The following is a 16,898-nucleotide window of genomic DNA, read 5'->3' as shown; positions in this document are numbered from 1 at the left end:
TAGTGCTCGCTTTCTATTACGATCCTCGGCTCGCCACTGAAGACGCGCCGCCTGCTGCCTGGACGCAAGGGTGCGTCAGCCGACCGCGCCTTCCATCTGCAGCTCGATCAGCCGGTTGAGCTCAAGGGCGTACTCCATGGGCAGCTCCTTCGCGATGGGCTCGACGAAGCCGCGCACGATCATCGCCATCGCCTCGAACTCGGTCATGCCGCGGCTCATCAGGTAGAAGAGCTGGTCGTCACTGACCTTGGAGACGGTGGCCTCGTGGCCCATGGACACGTCGTCCTCACGGACGTCCACGTAGGGGTACGTGTCGGAGCGGGAGATGGTGTCGACGAGCAGCGCGTCACAGAGCACGTTCGACTTGGAGCCGTGGGCGCCCTCGCCGATCTCGACGAGACCGCGGTAGGACGTACGGCCGCCACCGCGCGCCACGGACTTCGAGACGATGTTGGAGGAGGTGTTCGGCGCCATGTGGACCATCTTGGAGCCGGCGTCCTGGTGCTGGCCCTCGCCCGCGAAGGCGATGGACAGGGTCTCGCCCTTGGCGTGCTCGCCCATCAGGTAGACGGCCGGGTACTTCATGGTGACCTTGGAGCCGATGTTGCCGTCGACCCACTCCATGGTCGCGCCCTCGTACGCCACGGCGCGCTTGGTGACCAGGTTGTAGACGTTGTTCGACCAGTTCTGGATGGTCGTGTAGCGGCAGCGGCCGCCCTTCTTCACGACGATCTCGACGACCGCGGAGTGCAGGGAGTCCGACTTGTAGATCGGGGCCGTGCAGCCCTCGACGTAGTGCACGTAGGCACCCTCGTCGACGATGATCAGGGTCCGCTCGAACTGGCCCATGTTCTCCGTGTTGATACGGAAGTAGGCCTGGAGCGGGATCTCGACGTGCACGCCCTTCGGCACGTAGATGAACGAGCCGCCGGACCACACCGCGGAGTTCAGCGACGCGAACTTGTTGTCGCCGACCGGGATGACCGTGCCGAAGTACTCCTTGAAGAGCTCCGGGTGCTCCTTCAGCGCGGTGTCGGTGTCCATGAAGATGACACCCTGCGCCTCCAGCTCCTCGTTGATCTGGTGGTAGACGACCTCGGACTCGTACTGGGCCGCGACACCGGCGACGAGGCGCTGCTTCTCCGCCTCGGGGATGCCGAGCTTGTCGTACGTGCTCTTGATGTCCTCGGGCAGGTCCTCCCAGGACTGAGCCTGCTTCTCCGTGGAGCGCACAAAGTACTTGATGTTGTCGAAGTCGATGCCCGACAGGTCCGAGCCCCAGTTCGGCATGGGCTTCTTCTCGAAGAGGCGCAGGCCCTTGAGACGGAGCTTGGTCATCCACTCCGGCTCGCTCTTCTTCAAGGAGATGTCCTTGACGACGTCCTCGTTGATGCCGCGCTTGGCAGAGGCACCGGCCACGTCGGAGTCGGCCCAGCCGTATTCGTACGTACCCAGACCCTCGAGCTCGGGGTGGGCAGTCTCCTCAATGGGGAGCGTCATGCGGGGTTCCTCCCGGCGGTACTTGCAGATGCGTCATGGCCGTGAAAATCGTGCTTGGAAATCTTTGGGATGAAGGTGGTGCATACACCGTCGCCGTGGGCGATGGTGGCCAGCCGCTGGACATGCGTGCCGAGCAGCTGGGAGAAAATCTCGGTCTCCGCCTCGCAGAGCTGCGGGAACTGTTCGGCGACATGGGCGACCGGGCAGTGGTGCTGGCAGAGCTGCTCGCCGACCGGTGCGCTGCGCGCCGTAGCAGCGTACCCGTCCGCGCTCAGGGCCTTGGCCAGCGCTTCCGCGCGCTTTTCGGGCGCGGCGGCCTCGACGGCCTTGCGGTACGTGTCGGCCTGGGCCGCCATTCGGGCGCGGGCGAAGGCCACGACGGCCTCGTCCCCGCCCTCGCGCTCCGCGATCCAGCGCAGGGCGTCGGCGGCGAGCTTGTCGTAGGACTGGTCGAAGGCGTCCCGGCCGCAGTCGGTCAGCGCGAACACCTTGGCGGGCCGCCCGCGGGTACGAGCGCCGTAGACCCGCTGCTCGCGGGCCTCCACCACGTCGTCCGAGACGAGCGCGTCGAGGTGCCGTCGCACGGCGGCCTGGGTGAGGCCCAGCCGCCCCGCGAGGTCGGTCACGGTCGACGGGCCGTGGTCCAGGATGGACCGCGCGACGCGGTTGCGCGTGGAGCGCTCACCGGTCGCGAGTTCCTCCTGCGGGGCCTCGCCAACGTTTTTCACAACGCCATTGTTGCGTAATTCCTCAGAGACTGACAAGCGGCGTCCACGCCGCGAGGGGTGCGGTGCATCACTTAGGTAAACCTAATCTGACCTGCGGAAATGATCTTTGATCGATCAATTCGTTGGCAGGGGGCAGGGTTGTCGGGGAGACTCCCGAACCATGCCGACACCCCCTCCGACCGGCCCTCTAGTCACCCGCGCGACCCTCGCCGCGGACCTGCGCGCGCTCGGCGTACGCCCCGGCGAGACCCTCCTCGTACACTCGTCGCTGCGCTCCCTCGGATGGGTGAACGGCGGCGCGGTAGCCGTCGTCGAAGGACTGCTCGACGCGCTCGGTCCGGACGGCACGCTCGTGGTCCCCACCCAGTCCGGCGGCCTCTCCGACCCCGCCCTGTGGACCAGCCCGCCCGTCCCCGAGGCCTGGTGGGAGACGATCCGCGCCACGATGCCGGGGTACGACCCGCTCATCACGCCCACGCGCGGGGTGGGCGTGGTCCCGGAGACCGTACGCACCTGGCCGGGCGCCCTGCGCAGCGCGCACCCGCAGACCTCGTTCGCCGCGATCGGGCCGCGCGCGGCGAAGATCGTCGAGGACCACGCCCCGGACTGCCGCCTCGGCGAGCGCAGCCCGCTGGCCCGCCTGGAGGCCATGGGCGCCCGCGTCCTGCTGCTCGGCGCGGGATACGACTCCTGCACCGCCTTCCACCTCGCCGAATACCGGATCCCCTCCCCGCGTGTCGAGGTGGGCCGGCCGGTCCGTACGCCCGGAGGCTCCGGCTGGGAGGTCGTGACCGAGGTCTCGATCAGCTCGGAGCGGTTCGACGAACTGGGCGCCGACTTCGACCGGGACCGTCCCGTCGTACGGGGCCTCGTGGGCGCGGCCGACACCCGGCTGTTCCCCGTGGCCGACGCGGTGGCGTACGCGGAGCGGTGGCTCCAGACGCACCGCTCGCGCGAGGAGTGGGTCACCGACGACGCGCCCGCCTCACGCCGCTCGTGACTCGACCCGCCCTCCGGGTCGCGCCCGGCCGTCCCTAGACTTGGCGCTCATGCGAAGTGAGGCCGCCCATGCGAAGTGAGACCGTCGTCCAGGTCGACGGCCTGGTGAAGCGGTACGGCAGGAAAACCGCGGTGGACGGCCTGGATCTGGTGGCCCGGGCGGGCATCACCGCCGTCCTCGGACCCAACGGCGCCGGCAAGACCACCACCGTCGAGACCTGCGAGGGATACCGTAGGCCCGACTCCGGAACGGTCCGGGTGCTGGGCCTCGACCCGGTGCGCGAGGCCTCCGCCCTGCGCCCCCGTATCGGCGTGATGCTCCAGTCCGGCGGTGTCTACTCGGGCGCCCGCGCCGACGAGATGCTCCGCCACATGGCCAAGCTGCACGCGCACCCGCTGGACGTGGACGCGCTCATCGAGCGCCTGGGCCTCGGCAGCTGCGGCCGCACCACGTACCGACGCCTCTCCGGCGGCCAGCAGCAGCGCCTCGCGCTCGCCATGGCCGTGGTCGGCCGCCCCGAACTGGTCTTCCTGGACGAGCCGACCGCGGGTCTCGACCCGCAGGCCCGCCGGGCCACCTGGGACCTCGTACGCGATCTGCGCGCCGACGGTGTCTCGGTCATCCTCACCACGCACCACATGGACGAGGCCGAGCAGCTCGCCGACGACGTGGCGATCATCGACGCGGGCCGGGTCATGGCGAAGGGCACCCCCGACGAGCTGTGCCGCGGCGGCGCCGAGAACACCCTGCGCTTCTCCGGCCGCCCCGGCCTCGACGTGGCCTCCCTCCTCAAGGCCCTCCCGGCGGACTGCACGGCGGCCGAGCTGACACCGGGCTCGTACCGGGTGGGCGGCAAGGTCGACCCGCAGCTGCTCGCGACCGTCACCACCTGGTGCGCCCAGCACGGGGTGATGCCGGAGAGGATCTCGGTGGAGCGGCACACCCTGGAGGACGTCTTCTTGGAGCTCACCGGTAAGGAGCTGCGCGGATGACCGCCGGAACGGACGCCCGGACCACGGGCGAGGGCACAGGCGAAGGCACGGGCATGTACGCGCCGAGGCCGGGAGCCGCACCGCTCCCCCGCATGATCGCGGCGCAGGCGGCGCTGGAGACGAAGATGCTGCTGCGCAACGGCGAGCAGCTGCTCCTGACGGTGATCATCCCGACGCTGCTGCTGGTGCTGTTCAGCGCGGTGGACATCGTCGACACGGGCGAGGGGAAGGCGGTCGACTTCCTCGCGCCCGGCATTCTCGCGCTCGCCGTGATGTCGACGGCGTTCACGGGCCAGGCGATCGCCACGGGCTTCGAGCGGCGGTACGGCGTACTGAAGCGGCTCGCCGCCTCGCCGCTGCCCCGCTGGGGGCTGATGACGGCCAAGACCCTCTCCGTCCTGGTCACCGAGGTGCTGCAGGTGCTCCTCGTGACGGTGATCGCGCTGGCGCTCGGCTGGTCGCCGGAGGGCAATCCGCTCGCCGTGCTGCTGCTCCTGGTCCTGGGCACGGCGGCCTTCTCGGGCCTCGGTCTGCTGATGGCGGGCACGCTGAAGGCGGAGGCCACGCTGGCCGCCGCGAACCTGGTCTTCCTGCTGCTGCTCGTCGGCGGCGGAGTGATCGTCCCGCTGGACAAGTTCCCGGACGCGGCCCAGGACCTGCTCGGCCTGCTGCCGATCTCGGCCCTGTCGGGGGGCCTGCGGGACGTGCTCCAGCACGGGGCCGGGATGCCGTGGGGGAACCTCGGGATCCTCGCCGTATGGGCGGTCGTGGGCCTCGCCGCCGCCGGGAAGTTCTTCCGCTGGGAGTGATCGGGCCATGGCAGCCGACCGACGCGGGGAGGGGGCTCGTGAAAGCGTGCACAAGCGGCCCCCTACGATGGAGCCCGTGCCAAACGTGACCCGAGCCGATGCCGCCCAAGCCGTGCGCAACCCGCTCGCCTTCATCGCCGAACGCTGGACCCCGTCGCCCCGGACGGTCCAGCGCGCCGCCCTCGCCGCGCTCGTCATGGCGGTACTGATCGTGGTGACCGGAGGCGCCGTCCGGCTGACCGGCTCGGGTCTCGGCTGCCCGACCTGGCCCAAGTGCACCGACGACTCGCTCACCACCACGAGCGAGATGGGCGTGCACGGCGTCATCGAGTTCGGCAACCGCATGCTGACGTACGTCCTGTGTGCCGCGGTGGGCTGGGCGATCATCGCCGCGCGCTCGCAGAAGCCCTACCGGCGCAGTCTCACCCGGCTCGGCTGGGCGCAGTTCTGGGTCGTCATGGGCAACGCGGTCCTCGGCGGAGTCGTCGTCCTGGTGGGCCTCAACCCGTACACGGTCGCGGCCCACTTCCTCCTCTCCACCGCCCTGATCGCCGTCGCCACGGTGATGTGGCAGCGCACCCGCGAGGGCGACGACGCCCCGCGTCCGCTGGTCGGCAGGCCGGTGCAGCAGATGGCGTGGATCCTCGTCGCCGTCACCGTCCTGCTGATCGCGGTGGGTACGGTCGTCACCGGCGCGGGCCCGCACGCGGGCGACTCGAGCGAGGTCGAGCGCATCCCGCTGAACTGGGAGAACGTCACCAAGCTGCACGCCGTACTGGCCTGGATCGTGGTGACGCTGACCTTCGCCCTGTGGTTCGTCCTCCGGGCAGTCGACGCGCCCGAGGGCCCCCTGCACCGCACCCGCGACCTCTTCCTGGTGCTCCTCGCCCAGGGCGGCATCGGGTACGTCCAGTACTTCACCGACCTTCCGGAGGTCCTGGTAGGCCTCCACATGTTCGGCTCCTGCCTGGTGTGGATCGCCACGCTCCGCGTCCTGCTGGCGCTGCGGGAACGGCCGGAGGTCGTGGCGGACCTGCCCGCCCAGTCGACACAGTCGTCGCTCACGCGCGCGTGAGGGTCATTCGTACGCGGCCACCAGGCGGTCGATCGCCGGGCCGAGGTAGCCGCGGGTCAGCTCCGCCCTGCGGACCGTCCACTCCTGGGCCGGTGCTCCCGGTTCCTCGTACCGCCGCCTTCTGACGTCCGCGACCAGCTCGGCGGGCGCGCCGAGACCGGGCAGCAGGTCGAGTGCCTCCCGCTTGGTGATCAGCCGGCCCTCCTTCAGCGTGACCGTGGCGCGGGCGTGGGTGACCAGCCCCAGATCCACCCAGACGTCCTGCGTCCAGTTGTCGGCCCGGTCCACCTGCTGTCGCCAGAAGTCCCGCTGGTCCCGGACGACGAACTCGGCGAGCTCGTCGTCCGTCACCGGGGACAGCAGACGCCCGGGCGGCTCGCCCTCCAGGACCAGCCCGAAGGTGTGCAGCTCGCGCCGGGTCACCGGTGTGACCGTCCGTTTGAAGAGCTGCTGGTGCGCCCAGGTGAGGTGCCGCCGCTCGGCGCCGTCGACCGTGGCGCGCGTCGGATAGCTGCAGTGCAGCTTGGCGACGAGCGGTTCGGTACGCAGGCGGGCGTGCAGCCGGGCCACCTTCCAGAGCGTCCTCGCCGTGACCGGGCCGTCCAGGACGACGATCAGGTCCAGGTCGCTGATGCCCTCCCGGTAGTCGCCCCCGCCGAGCGAGCCATGGGCCCATACGGCAGCGGGGGCGAGTTCGCGCAGTTCGGTGCGGAAGCGGTCGAGGAGCCGGTCGGTCGCCTCGCTGCGTGTCATATACACAGTCTGTACAGCCCGCTCCACCCCGTACACCCGTCGCGCTCCACCCCGTCTCACTCCACCCCGTACACCCGTCGCGCGTTCCCCGCCGCGATCAGCCCGGCCACCCGTTGCGCGTCGGTCAGCGACCAGGCGCCCTCGGCCACCCAGGTGCCGAGCACCTTGGCGAGCGCCTCACGGAAGAGACGCGCCCCGACCACATGAAGTTCGGGCAGACCATGTGCGCCGCTGGAGAAGAGGAGCTTGCCGAAGGGGGCGAGCTCCAGGATCTCGGAGAGGACGGCGGACGCGCGGGCCCCGGTGCGGACGAGGGCGGCGCCCAGATCGGCGTACACATGCGGGAAGACCCCGGCGAGATGTGCCGCGTGGCGGTGGTACGGGTAGCCGTGCAGCAGGACCAGGTCCGTGCCGAGGCCGGCCGTCGCGCGGGCGAAGTCGGTGAGCAGGACCGGGTCGTTGCGGTCGATGCGCAGGCCGGGCTCGCCGAGCCCCGCGTGCAGCTGGAGCGGCAGGCCGGAGGCGACCGCGATCCACAGGAGATGCCTGAGCAGCACCGGATCGCTCAGTTCGCCGCCCACCCGGCGCCCGGCCAGCCACCGCGCCGCCGCGCCGCGCACCTCTCCTGGCCCGGGCGGTTCGGGCGCGAGCGCCAGGCCGTGCCGTAAGCCCGCCACCGAGGTGAAGGCCACGGCGTTGGCGGCCGCCCCGTGCACCGACTCGGCGAGGTTGGCGAGGAACGACTCGACGGTTCCGGAGGTGTCGGCGACCTGCTCGGCGAGCGGCTCCAGACGGACGATCTCGTGGGCGTGCGCGGCTCCCGTGGAGGCCATCTCGCCGGGCCCCGTCAGATCGCCCGGCAGACCGGTGTCGACCAGATAGGTCGTGATCCCGCTCCCCCGCAGCAGCCTGCGCCCCGCCTCCAGGACACCGAGTTCCCGGCGTCGGGCGAGGTAGCGGGCGGGCGGACAGTGGGGTTCGAGCCCGAGCAGGGGCGGACACCAGCGGCGTACGGCGAAACCGGTCTGGGTGTCGAAGAACGTGGTCCCGGCCGCGGGTGGGCCCTCGCCCCGGGCGAGGTGGGCCTCGAAGGTGCCGAGACCCAGCTCCGTCCGCAGCACGCCGTGGCAGTACTGATCCACCAGCGACGGCGTTTCGATCATCCGGACTCCCCGCGAATGGGCCCTGCCTTTATTAAAGGGCCTAACGGGTGAACCGGGTGTCAGGTGTTGGGCGGCCACACCCCGTGCGAAGCGCTCCGCGGGTTTGGCGGGTGGGGTGGAGTGGGGTGCGGGTTCGTGTGTAGCTGCGGGCCGGTTGTGGCTGGGCGCGCAGTTCCCCGCGCCCCTGAAGGGGCACGGGCGCGCCCCTGAAAAACCCGGTCAGGTGTTGCTCGGGCCGCCGAGTTGGATGCCTGCCATGCGGGTCCACTCGTACGGGCCTGTCTTGACCTTGTTCGCGAACTCGCCGTCGAAGTCGTCGTGGGCGGTGATGCCGGACTTCTTCACAGCCTGTTCCGCGATGGCGTAGGTGGGGGCCACGAGGTCGCCCCAGCCGCCGTCCTCGCCGACGAGGACGATCCGGGCGCCCTTTTGGCCGATGTACGCGATCTGTCCCTCGGCGCCGCCGTGGGCCTGCGCGAAGGAGGAGATCTGCTTGGCGAGCTTCGCCGCGTGGCGCTCCGCCTTGGCGGCCTGCTTGGCGTCCTGCTTGCTACCGGCGCCCTCGTCAACCTGCTGGGTGTCTGCCATGCCCAGGATGCTACCGACGGGTAGATCGTTCGGCGACGCCCGGGTCAAGTGGCCTTGCCCACGCACCCACGCCGGCCATGGCACCCCCAGGGGCGCGGGGAACCGCGCGACCAGCCACGGCCCGCCCGCAGCCGACAACGCCCCGACCACCCCTCTACCGGAGGGTCACCTCAAGAACGGGTCCACCGCCACGGCCACGAACAGCAGCGACACGTAAGTGATGGACCAGTGGAAGAGCCGCAACTCCTTCAGCTTGGCGCCCACGGCGCCATCCTTCGCCCGGGTCTGCAGCCCGTGGGCCTCCCAGAGCCAGAAGCCGCCGGTCACGAGGGCGACGACCGTGTAGAACCAGCCCGTGTAGCCGAGCGGCGTCAGCAGGAGGGAGACGGCGACCATGGCCCAGCTGTAGAGGACGATCTGCCGTGCGACGACCTTGTTGGAGGCGATGACCGGCAGCATCGGAACGCCCACGCGCGCGTAGTCCGCCTTGACCTTCATGGAGAGCGGCCAGTAGTGCGGCGGCGTCCAGAAGAACATGACGAGGAAGAGGATGATCGGCGCCCACGACATGGAGTTCGTGACGGACGACCAGCCGATGAGCACCGGAAGGCAGCCGGCGATCCCGCCCCACACGATGTTCTGCGAGGTACGGCGTTTGAGGATCATCGTGTAGACGACGACGTAGAAGAGGAGCGCTCCGAGCGACAGCCACGCGGACAGCCAGTTGACGGCGAACCCGAACAGCAGCGTCGAGACGACCGCGAGCGTGATGCCGAAGGCGAGGCACTCGCGTGGGCTGACCATGCCGGTGACCAGTGGACGCTGTGCGGTGCGCTCCATGAGCGCGTCGATGTCGCGGTCGATGTACATGTTCAGGGCGTTCGCGCCGCCCGCCGAGAGGTAGCCGCCGACACAGGTGAGGAGCACCAGCTTCAGATCGGGCACGCCCTGCTGCGCGAGGAACATCACCGGAACGGTGGTGATCAGCAGCAGCTCGATGATCCGCGGCTTGGTGAGAGCGACGAACGCCTTGACCCGAGCCCAGAACGGCCGGTGGTTCGTGCCCCGCTTCGCGCCCTGACTCGCCCCGAGCACACCCGCAGGACGGGATTCAACGGCCGTCACGCACACCCCTGACAGAGACATTTCAGCGAGCTCCGGGTGTGAACTCCCGGTAAAGGCTCGCGCGTACCACGCCACTGTAGACGTTGCCCAGACCCCGGCCTTCGCGGGGGTCGGGTCGTGTTGAAAGGCCCCCACGCAGGACTGATCGGCATTGCGTTGAGCAGTCGGATGAGCGGCTCCGTATTCACTTGCCGAACACGGAACGCGCCGGTCGGGAGGCGGAAGAGGGAGAGTCCCGGCAGTCTGGAATGACTCGAAAAAATGCGCGTTCCTACGGGGGTAGGCTCGACAGCGAGCCGGTGGGCGCGACGTGCACCGGCATTCGACATGTGGAACATGTGGAGAGGAGCCCTGACCCAGGGTGAGCACCAAGCCGACCACAACAGACCTCGAGTGGACCGAATTGGACCAGCGGGCCGTCGACACCGCCCGCATCCTGGCCGCCGACGCCGTACAGAAGGTCGGCAACGGCCATCCGGGTACGGCGATGAGCCTGGCGCCCGCCGCCTACACCCTCTTTCAGAAGGTGATGCGGCACGACCCGGCGGACCCCGACTGGACCGGCCGCGACCGCTTCGTGCTGTCAGCAGGTCATTCGTCCCTGACCCTCTACACCCAGCTCTACCTGGCCGGCTTCGGTCTTGAGCTGGACGACCTGAAGTCCTTCAGGACGTGGGGCTCCCGCACCCCGGGCCACCCGGAGTACGGGCACACCCCCGGCGTGGAGACCACCACCGGGCCGCTCGGCCAGGGTGTCGCCAACGCGGTGGGCATGGCCATGGCCGCCCGCTACGAGCGTGGTCTGTTCGACCCGGAGGCGGCCCCCGGCGCCTCCCCGTTCGACCACTTCATCTACGCGATCGCCGGTGACGGCTGCCTCCAGGAGGGCATCTCCGCGGAGGCGTCCTCCATGGCCGGCCACCAGCAGCTGGGCAACCTGGTCCTGCTGTGGGACGACAACCACATCTCGATCGAGGGCGACACGGAGACGGCGGTCTCCGAGGACACCGTGAAGCGGTTCGAGGCGTACGGCTGGCATGTGCAGCGCGTGGCCCCGAAGCCGGACGGCGACCTCGACCCGCACGCGCTGTACGACGCGATCGAGGCCGCGAAGCTGGTGACCGACAAGCCGTCGTTCATCGCGATGCGCTCGATCATCGCCTGGCCCGCCCCGAACGCGCAGAACACCGAGGCCGCGCACGGCTCGGCGCTCGGCGACGACGAGGTCGCGGCCACCAAGCGGGTGCTGGGCTTCGACCCGGAGAAGGCCTTCGAGGTCTCGGACGAGGTCATCACCCACACGCGCGCGCTGGGCGAGCGCGGCCGTCAGGCCAAGGCGGAGTGGGAGAAGTCGTTCCAGGAGTGGCGGAACAGCAACGCCGAGCGCGCCGCCGAGTTCGACCGCATCGCCGCGACCGAGCTGCCCACCGGCTGGGAGGAGAAGCTCCCGGTCTTCGAGGCGGGCAAGGGCGTCGCCACGCGCGCGGCCTCCGGCAAGGTGCTCCAGGCCCTCGGCGCGGTCATCCCCGAGCTGTGGGGCGGCTCGGCCGACCTGGCGGGCTCGAACAACACGACGATCGACAAGACCTCGTCGTTCCTCCCGGCGGACAACCCGCTGCCGGAGGCGAACCCGTACGGGCGCACGATCCACTTCGGTATCCGCGAGCACTCGATGGCCGCGGAGATGAACGGCATCGCGCTGCACGGCAACACCCGTATCTACGGCGGCACCTTCCTGGTGTTCTCCGACTACATGCGCAACGCGGTCCGCCTGTCCGCGCTGATGCACCTGCCGGTGACGTACGTGTGGACCCACGACTCCATCGGTCTCGGCGAGGACGGTCCGACGCACCAGCCGGTCGAGCACCTCGCCTCCCTGCGCGCCATTCCGGGCCTCAACGTCGTCCGTCCCGCGGACGCCAACGAGACCGCGATCGCCTGGCGCGAGATCCTCAGGCGCTACACCAAGGTCTTCGGCAAGGGTGCCCCGCACGGCCTCGCACTGACCCGCCAGGGCGTGCCGACGTACGAGGCCAACGAGGACGCGGCCAAGGGTGGTTACGTGCTCTTCGAGGCGTCCACCGGGACCCCGGAGGTCGTTCTCATCGCGACCGGTTCCGAGGTGCACGTGGCCGTCGACGCACGTGAGCAGCTGGAGGCCGCGGGCACTCCGACCAGGGTCGTGTCCATGCCTTCCGTGGAGTGGTTCGAGGAGCAGGACCAGGGGTACCGGGACAGCGTCCTGCCGCCGAGCGTGAAGGCACGGGTCGCGGTCGAGGCCGGTATCGGTCTCACCTGGCACAAGTACGTGGGGGATGCCGGCCGCATCGTTTCCCTGGAGCACTTCGGTGCTTCGGCCGACGGCAAGGTGCTCTTCCAGGAGTTCGGCTTCACTGCCGAGAACGTGGCCGCCGTAGCGCGGGAATCGATCGCCGCAGCCCAGCGCTGACGCTGACATACGACACGTAGGAGATGCATTTTCCATGACAGACGCACTGAAGCGCCTCTCCGAGGAAGGCGTCGCGATCTGGCTGGACGACCTGTCGCGCAAGCGGATCACGTCCGGCAACCTCGCCGAACTGATCGACCAGCAGCACGTCGTGGGCGTCACCACCAACCCGTCGATCTTCCAGAAGGCGATCAGCAGCGGTGACGGTTACGAGCAGCAGCTCAGTGACCTCGCCGCCCGCAAGGTCACCGTCGAAGAGGCCATCCGCATGATCACGACGGCGGACGTCCGTGACGCCGCCGACATCCTGCGCCCGGTCTACGACTCCACGCAGGGCCAGGACGGCCGGGTCTCCATCGAGGTCGACCCGCGCCTGGCGCACAACACGCAGGCGACCGTCGCCGAGGCCAAGCAGCTGGCCTGGCTCGTCGACCGTCCGAACACGCTCATCAAGATCCCGGCGACCAAGGCGGGCCTGCCCGCGATCACCGAGACGATCGGCCGTGGCATCAGCGTCAACGTCACGCTGATCTTCTCGCTGGAGCGCTACCGCGAGGTCATGGACGCCTACCTCGCGGGCCTGGAGAAGGCCAAGGCCGCCGGGATCGACCTGTCCGGCATCCACTCCGTGGCGTCGTTCTTCGTGTCCCGCGTGGACACCGAGATCGACAAGCGGCTGGACGCCCTCGGCACCCCCGAGGCGAAGGCCGCCCGCGGCAAGGCGGGTCTCGCCAACGCGCGACTGGCCTACGAGGCGTACGAGGAGGTCTTCTCCTCGGACCGCTGGGCCGCCCTCGACAAGGCGCAGGCCAACAAGCAGCGCCCGCTGTGGGCCTCGACCGGCGTCAAGGACAAGGCCTACAAGGACACCCTGTACGTCGACGACCTGGTCGCGCCGAACACGGTGAACACCATGCCGGAGGCGACCCTGGCCGCCGCCGAGGACCACGGCAAGATCACCGGCAACACCATCGCCGGTACGTACGAGCAGTCCCGTGCCGAGCTCGACGCGGTCGAGAAGCTCGGGATCTCGTACGACGACGTGGTCCAGCTCCTGGAGGACGAGGGCGTCGAGAAGTTCGAGGCGTCCTGGAACGACCTGCTCAAGTCGACCGAGGCAGAGCTCGAGCGCCTCGCCCCCTCGGAGGGCTGAAATCTTGTCAAGCAGCAATCCGCTGCGTGACCCGGCGGACCGACGGCTCCCGCGTATCGCGGGGCCGTCGGGCCTCGTCATCTTCGGGGTCACGGGCGATTTGTCCCGTAAAAAGCTCATGCCTGCTGTTTACGACCTTGCCAACCGCGGTCTGCTGCCCCCGGGCTTCTCGCTCGTCGGCTTCGCCCGCCGTGAATGGCAGAACGAGGACTTCGCCCAGGAGGTCCACGACTCCGTCAAGGAACACGCCCGTACACCGTTCCGTGAGGAGGTCTGGCAGCAGCTCGTCCAGGGGATGCGCTTCGTCCAGGGCACCTTCGACGACGACGACTCGTTCGAGCGGCTGCGCGAGACGATCGGCGAGCTGGACAAGGCGCAGGGCACGGGCGGCAACTTCGCCTTCTACCTCTCCGTGCCGCCGTCCGCGTTCCCGGTGGTCATCCGGCAGCTGAAGAAGCACGGCCTCGCCGACCAGTCGAGCGGTTCCTGGCGGCGCGCGGTCATCGAGAAGCCCTTCGGCCACGACCTCAAGTCGGCCGAAGAGCTCAACACGACCGTCGAGGAGGTCTTCGCCCCCGACCAGGTCTTCCGCATCGACCACTATCTGGGCAAGGAGACCGTCCAGAACATCCTGGCGCTGCGCTTCGCCAACCAGATGTTCGAGCCGATCTGGAACCGGTCCTTCGTGGACCACGTGCAGATCACGATGGCCGAGGACATCGGCATCGGCGGCCGCGCCGGCTACTACGACGGCATCGGCGCCGCCCGTGACGTCATCCAGAACCACCTGCTCCAGCTGATGGCCCTCACGGCCATGGAGGAGCCCGCCTCCTTCGACGCGGACGCGCTCGCCGCCGAGAAGACCAAGGTCCTCGGCGCGGTGAAGCTGCCACGGAACCTGGGCGAGAGCACGGTCCGCGGTCAGTACGCCGAGGGCTGGCAGGGCGGCGAGAAGGCCGTCGGCTACCTCCAGGAAGACGGCATCGACCCCAAGTCGAAGACCGACACGTACGCGGCGATCAAGGTGGAGGTGGACAACCGCCGCTGGGCGGGCGTCCCGTTCTACCTCCGTACGGGCAAGCGCCTGGGCCGTCGCGTCACGGAGATCGCGGTGGTCTTCCAGCGGGCGCCGCACTCCCCCTTCGACCACACGGCGACGGAGGAGCTGGGCCAGAACGCGATCGTCTTCCGCGTCCAGCCCGACGAGGGCATCACGGTCCGCTTCGGCTCCAAGGTCCCCGGCACGTCCATGGAGATCCGGGACGTCTCGATGGACTTCGCGTACGGCGAGTCCTTCACGGAGTCGAGCCCGGAGGCGTACGAGCGGCTGATCCTGGACGTTCTCCTGGGCGACTCGAACCTCTTCCCGCGCACCGAGGAGGTCGAGCTGTCCTGGAAGATCCTCGACCCGATCGAGGAGTACTGGGACAAGCACGGCAAGCCGGCGCAGTACCCGTCCGGAACGTGGGGCCCCGTCGAGGCGGACGAAATGCTCAAGCGAGACGGACGGAGCTGGCGTCGCCCATGAAGATAGATCTCACGGACACCACGGCCAGCAAGATCAACAAGGCGCTGGTGAAGGGCCGCCGCGCCATCGGCACCCCCGCCGTCGGCATGGTCCTCACCCTCGTCATCGTCACCGACGAGGAGAACGCGTACGACGCCCTGCGCGCCGCCAACGACGCCTCGCGCGAGCACCCCTCGCGCACGCTCGTGGTGATCAAGCGCGTCTCACGTTCGCCCCGCGACCGCACGAAGTCGCGGCTGGACGCCGAGGTGCGGGTGGGCGCGGACGCGGGCACCGGCGAGACGGTCGTCCTGCGGCTGTACGGCGAGGTCTCCGACCACGCCCAGTCCGTCGTCCTGCCGCTGCTGCTGCCGGACGCGCCGGTGGTGGTCTGGTGGTCGGTGGACGCGCCGCGCGATCCGGCGGGCGACCCGCTGGGCGCCCTGGGCCAGCGCCGGGTCACCGACAGCTACGCGGCCGAGAAGCCGGTCGAGGAGCTGCGGTCCCGGGCCGAGAGCTACGAGCCGGGCGACACCGATCTGGCCTGGGCCCGGATCACCCCGTGGCGCTCGATGCTGGCCGCCGCCCTCGACCAGATCGAGTGCGAGGTCGTCTCCGTCGAGGTGGCGGGCGAGGAGGCCAACCCGAGCGTCGAGCTGCTCGCCATGTGGCTCGCCGACCGCCTCCATGTGCACGTCCGGCGGGCCGTCTCCGCCGGTCCGGGTCTGACCCAGGTGCGGCTGGAGACGACCGGCGGCCCCATCACGCTGCACCGGTCGGACGGGGCGATGGCGACACTGGCGCTGCCCGGCCAGCCGGACCGCGCGGTGGCGCTCAAGCGGCGTGAGACGTCCGAGCTGCTCGCGGAGGAGCTGCGCAGGCTCGATCCGGACGACACGTACGCGTCCGCGCTGCGGTTCGGGGTGGACCGGCTGGGCGGGATCCCGTCGGCCACGCAGCGGGTCGAGGCGTCCGCTCGCGGCCCGGAGTCGCTCCCGGTCCGGCAGAGGGTGCCGGACTCGGAGGCGCCGGCGGACCCGGCGAAGACGTCCGCACCGGCCCTGCCCTCCTCCCCGGCGGGCGACAGTGACGCCGGCCGTCCGACTCCGGCCCAGATGCCCCCGGTCAAGAAGGCGGACTCGTAGTGAGCACTCCCCAGTTGGTCGTCCACCGTGACAAGGAACTGATGGCCCAGGCCGCCGCGGCCCGGCTCATCACGAAGGTCGTGGACGCACAGGCCTCGCGCGGTTACGCCTCGGTCGTACTGACCGGTGGCCGCAACGGCAACGGGCTCCTCGCGGCGCTCGCTGCCGCGCCCGCCCGGGACGCCATCGACTGGGGGCGGCTCGAACTGTGGTGGGGCGACGAGCGGTTCCTGCCCGAGGGCGACCCCGAGCGCAATGTCACCCAGGCCCGTGAGGCGCTGCTCGACTCGGTACCGCTGGATTCCGAGCGCGTGCATGCCATGCCCGCGTCGGACGGGCCCTACGGCAAGGACGCGGACGCGGCGGCGGAGGCCTACGCGGCCGAACTCGCCGTGGCCGCCGGGCCGGAGAACCACGGTCCGGTTCCGTCCTTCGACGTGCTGATGCTCGGCGTCGGTCCGGACACGCATGTGGCGTCCCTCTTCCCCGAGCTGCCGGCCGTCCGCGAGACGGAGCGCACGGTGGTGGGGGTTCACGGTGCCCCCAAGCCGCCGCCGACCCGTGTCACGCTCACGCTGCCCGCGATTCGGGCTGCGCGGGAGGTGTGGTTGCTGGCGGCGGGGTCGGACAAGGCGCAGGCTGCGGCGATCGCGCTCTCGGGGGCCGGCGAGATCCAGGCGCCGGCGGCGGGGGCCCGTGGCCGCACCCGCACTCTGTGGCTGCTGGACGCCGCGGCGGCATCCCAGCTGCCGCGCTCGCTGTATCCGCCGGCTTCACCCTGACGGATGGGTCGCAGGGGCGGTGGGGGCGTTTTTCTCGCCCCCGCCGCCCCTACCCATTCCCGTCACTACTCGGGGGCCAGCCCCCGAACCCCCGCTCCTCAAACGCCGGAGGGGCTGGATTTTCGCGGC

The 16,898-nt window shown here is 70.0% G+C and carries 15 protein-coding genes; 9 read left to right on the top strand and 6 right to left on the bottom strand.

Annotation, left to right across the window (positions count from 1 at the left end; all coding sequences use genetic code 11):
• Nucleotides 1-75: 75 nt before the first annotated feature.
• Nucleotides 76-1,500 (bottom strand): Fe-S cluster assembly protein SufB, encoded by a 1,425-nt coding sequence (gene sufB / locus ACFWXQ_RS47885; RefSeq protein WP_383949900.1) that lies wholly within the window; start codon nucleotides 1,498-1,500, stop codon nucleotides 76-78.
• Nucleotides 1,497-2,228, bottom strand: a complete 732-nt coding sequence (locus ACFWXQ_RS47880; RefSeq protein WP_055610940.1) for a metalloregulator ArsR/SmtB family transcription factor — start codon at nucleotides 2,226-2,228, stop codon at nucleotides 1,497-1,499. Before ACFWXQ_RS47880 ends, sufB begins: the two co-directional genes overlap by 4 nt.
• A gap of 160 nt (nucleotides 2,229-2,388) precedes the next feature.
• Here ACFWXQ_RS47880 and ACFWXQ_RS47875 point away from each other — a divergent pair, with 160 nt between their 5' ends.
• The 4 genes from ACFWXQ_RS47875 to ACFWXQ_RS47860 all read left to right on the top strand — a co-directional run bounded on the left by ACFWXQ_RS47875 (nucleotide 2,389) and on the right by ACFWXQ_RS47860 (nucleotide 6,104).
• A complete protein-coding gene (locus ACFWXQ_RS47875) occupies nucleotides 2,389-3,228 on the top strand; it encodes an aminoglycoside N(3)-acetyltransferase (RefSeq protein WP_383949896.1) in 840 nt (279 codons plus the stop codon).
• A gap of 68 nt (nucleotides 3,229-3,296) precedes the next feature.
• Nucleotides 3,297-4,220: an ABC transporter ATP-binding protein gene (locus ACFWXQ_RS47870; protein ID WP_383949893.1), complete on the top strand. Its 924-nt coding sequence runs from the start codon at nucleotides 3,297-3,299 to the stop codon at nucleotides 4,218-4,220.
• Nucleotides 4,217-5,029: an ABC transporter permease gene (locus ACFWXQ_RS47865; RefSeq protein ID WP_383949890.1), complete on the top strand. Its 813-nt coding sequence runs from the start codon at nucleotides 4,217-4,219 to the stop codon at nucleotides 5,027-5,029. The genes ACFWXQ_RS47870 and ACFWXQ_RS47865 overlap by 4 nt, the downstream gene beginning before the upstream one ends.
• A gap of 67 nt (nucleotides 5,030-5,096) precedes the next feature.
• Nucleotides 5,097-6,104: a heme A synthase gene (locus ACFWXQ_RS47860; protein WP_383949887.1), complete on the top strand. Its 1,008-nt coding sequence runs from the start codon at nucleotides 5,097-5,099 to the stop codon at nucleotides 6,102-6,104.
• Nucleotides 6,105-6,107: 3 nt separating this feature from the next.
• Here the strand turns inward: ACFWXQ_RS47860 and ACFWXQ_RS47855 are convergent, their stop codons facing one another.
• From ACFWXQ_RS47855 to ACFWXQ_RS47840, 4 genes are all read right to left on the bottom strand, one after another.
• Nucleotides 6,108-6,857 (bottom strand): nucleotidyltransferase domain-containing protein, encoded by a 750-nt coding sequence (locus ACFWXQ_RS47855; protein WP_383949884.1) that lies wholly within the window; start codon nucleotides 6,855-6,857, stop codon nucleotides 6,108-6,110.
• Nucleotides 6,858-6,913: 56 nt separating this feature from the next.
• The gene (locus tag ACFWXQ_RS47850; RefSeq protein ID WP_383949881.1) at nucleotides 6,914-8,020 is read right to left on the bottom strand and encodes an amidohydrolase family protein; all 1,107 of its coding nucleotides are present in this window, start codon (nucleotides 8,018-8,020) and stop codon (nucleotides 6,914-6,916) included.
• Nucleotides 8,021-8,239: 219 nt separating this feature from the next.
• The gene (locus tag ACFWXQ_RS47845; RefSeq protein ID WP_383949878.1) at nucleotides 8,240-8,608 is read right to left on the bottom strand and encodes a hypothetical protein; all 369 of its coding nucleotides are present in this window, start codon (nucleotides 8,606-8,608) and stop codon (nucleotides 8,240-8,242) included.
• 165 nt (nucleotides 8,609-8,773) lie between these two features.
• The gene (locus ACFWXQ_RS47840) at nucleotides 8,774-9,739 is read right to left on the bottom strand and encodes a heme o synthase (RefSeq protein WP_383949919.1); all 966 of its coding nucleotides are present in this window, start codon (nucleotides 9,737-9,739) and stop codon (nucleotides 8,774-8,776) included.
• 355 nt (nucleotides 9,740-10,094) lie between these two features.
• Here ACFWXQ_RS47840 and tkt point away from each other — a divergent pair, with 355 nt between their 5' ends.
• The 5 genes from tkt to pgl are packed head-to-tail and all read left to right on the top strand — an operon-like array spanning nucleotide 10,095 to nucleotide 16,769.
• Complete coding sequence (gene tkt / locus ACFWXQ_RS47835; protein WP_383949875.1) at nucleotides 10,095-12,182, top strand: transketolase; 2,088 nt, start codon at nucleotides 10,095-10,097, stop codon at nucleotides 12,180-12,182.
• 34 nt (nucleotides 12,183-12,216) lie between these two features.
• On the top strand, nucleotides 12,217-13,335 hold the full coding sequence (gene tal / locus ACFWXQ_RS47830) for a transaldolase (protein WP_383949872.1): 1,119 nt from the start codon (nucleotides 12,217-12,219) through the stop codon (nucleotides 13,333-13,335).
• Between the two features lies 1 nt (nucleotide 13,336).
• Nucleotides 13,337-14,863: a glucose-6-phosphate dehydrogenase gene (zwf, locus tag ACFWXQ_RS47825; protein ID WP_383949916.1), complete on the top strand. Its 1,527-nt coding sequence runs from the start codon at nucleotides 13,337-13,339 to the stop codon at nucleotides 14,861-14,863.
• Nucleotides 14,860-15,987 carry a glucose-6-phosphate dehydrogenase assembly protein OpcA gene (gene opcA, locus ACFWXQ_RS47820; protein ID WP_383949870.1) on the top strand — a complete coding sequence of 376 codons (1,128 nt, stop codon included), beginning with the start codon at nucleotides 14,860-14,862 and terminating at the stop codon, nucleotides 15,985-15,987. The genes zwf and opcA overlap by 4 nt, the downstream gene beginning before the upstream one ends.
• Nucleotides 15,987-16,769 (top strand): 6-phosphogluconolactonase, encoded by a 783-nt coding sequence (pgl, locus tag ACFWXQ_RS47815; protein ID WP_383949867.1) that lies wholly within the window; start codon nucleotides 15,987-15,989, stop codon nucleotides 16,767-16,769. The genes opcA and pgl overlap by 1 nt, the downstream gene beginning before the upstream one ends.
• Nucleotides 16,770-16,898: the final 129 nt, after the last annotated feature.

The sequence above is a fragment of the Streptomyces sp. NPDC058697 genome, from assembly GCF_042715345.1.
Classification (GTDB): domain Bacteria; phylum Actinomycetota; class Actinomycetes; order Streptomycetales; family Streptomycetaceae; genus Streptomyces; species Streptomyces liliifuscus.
Note: the sequence above shows the minus strand (reverse complement) of the source record. Positions and strands in the feature narration are given on the sequence as shown.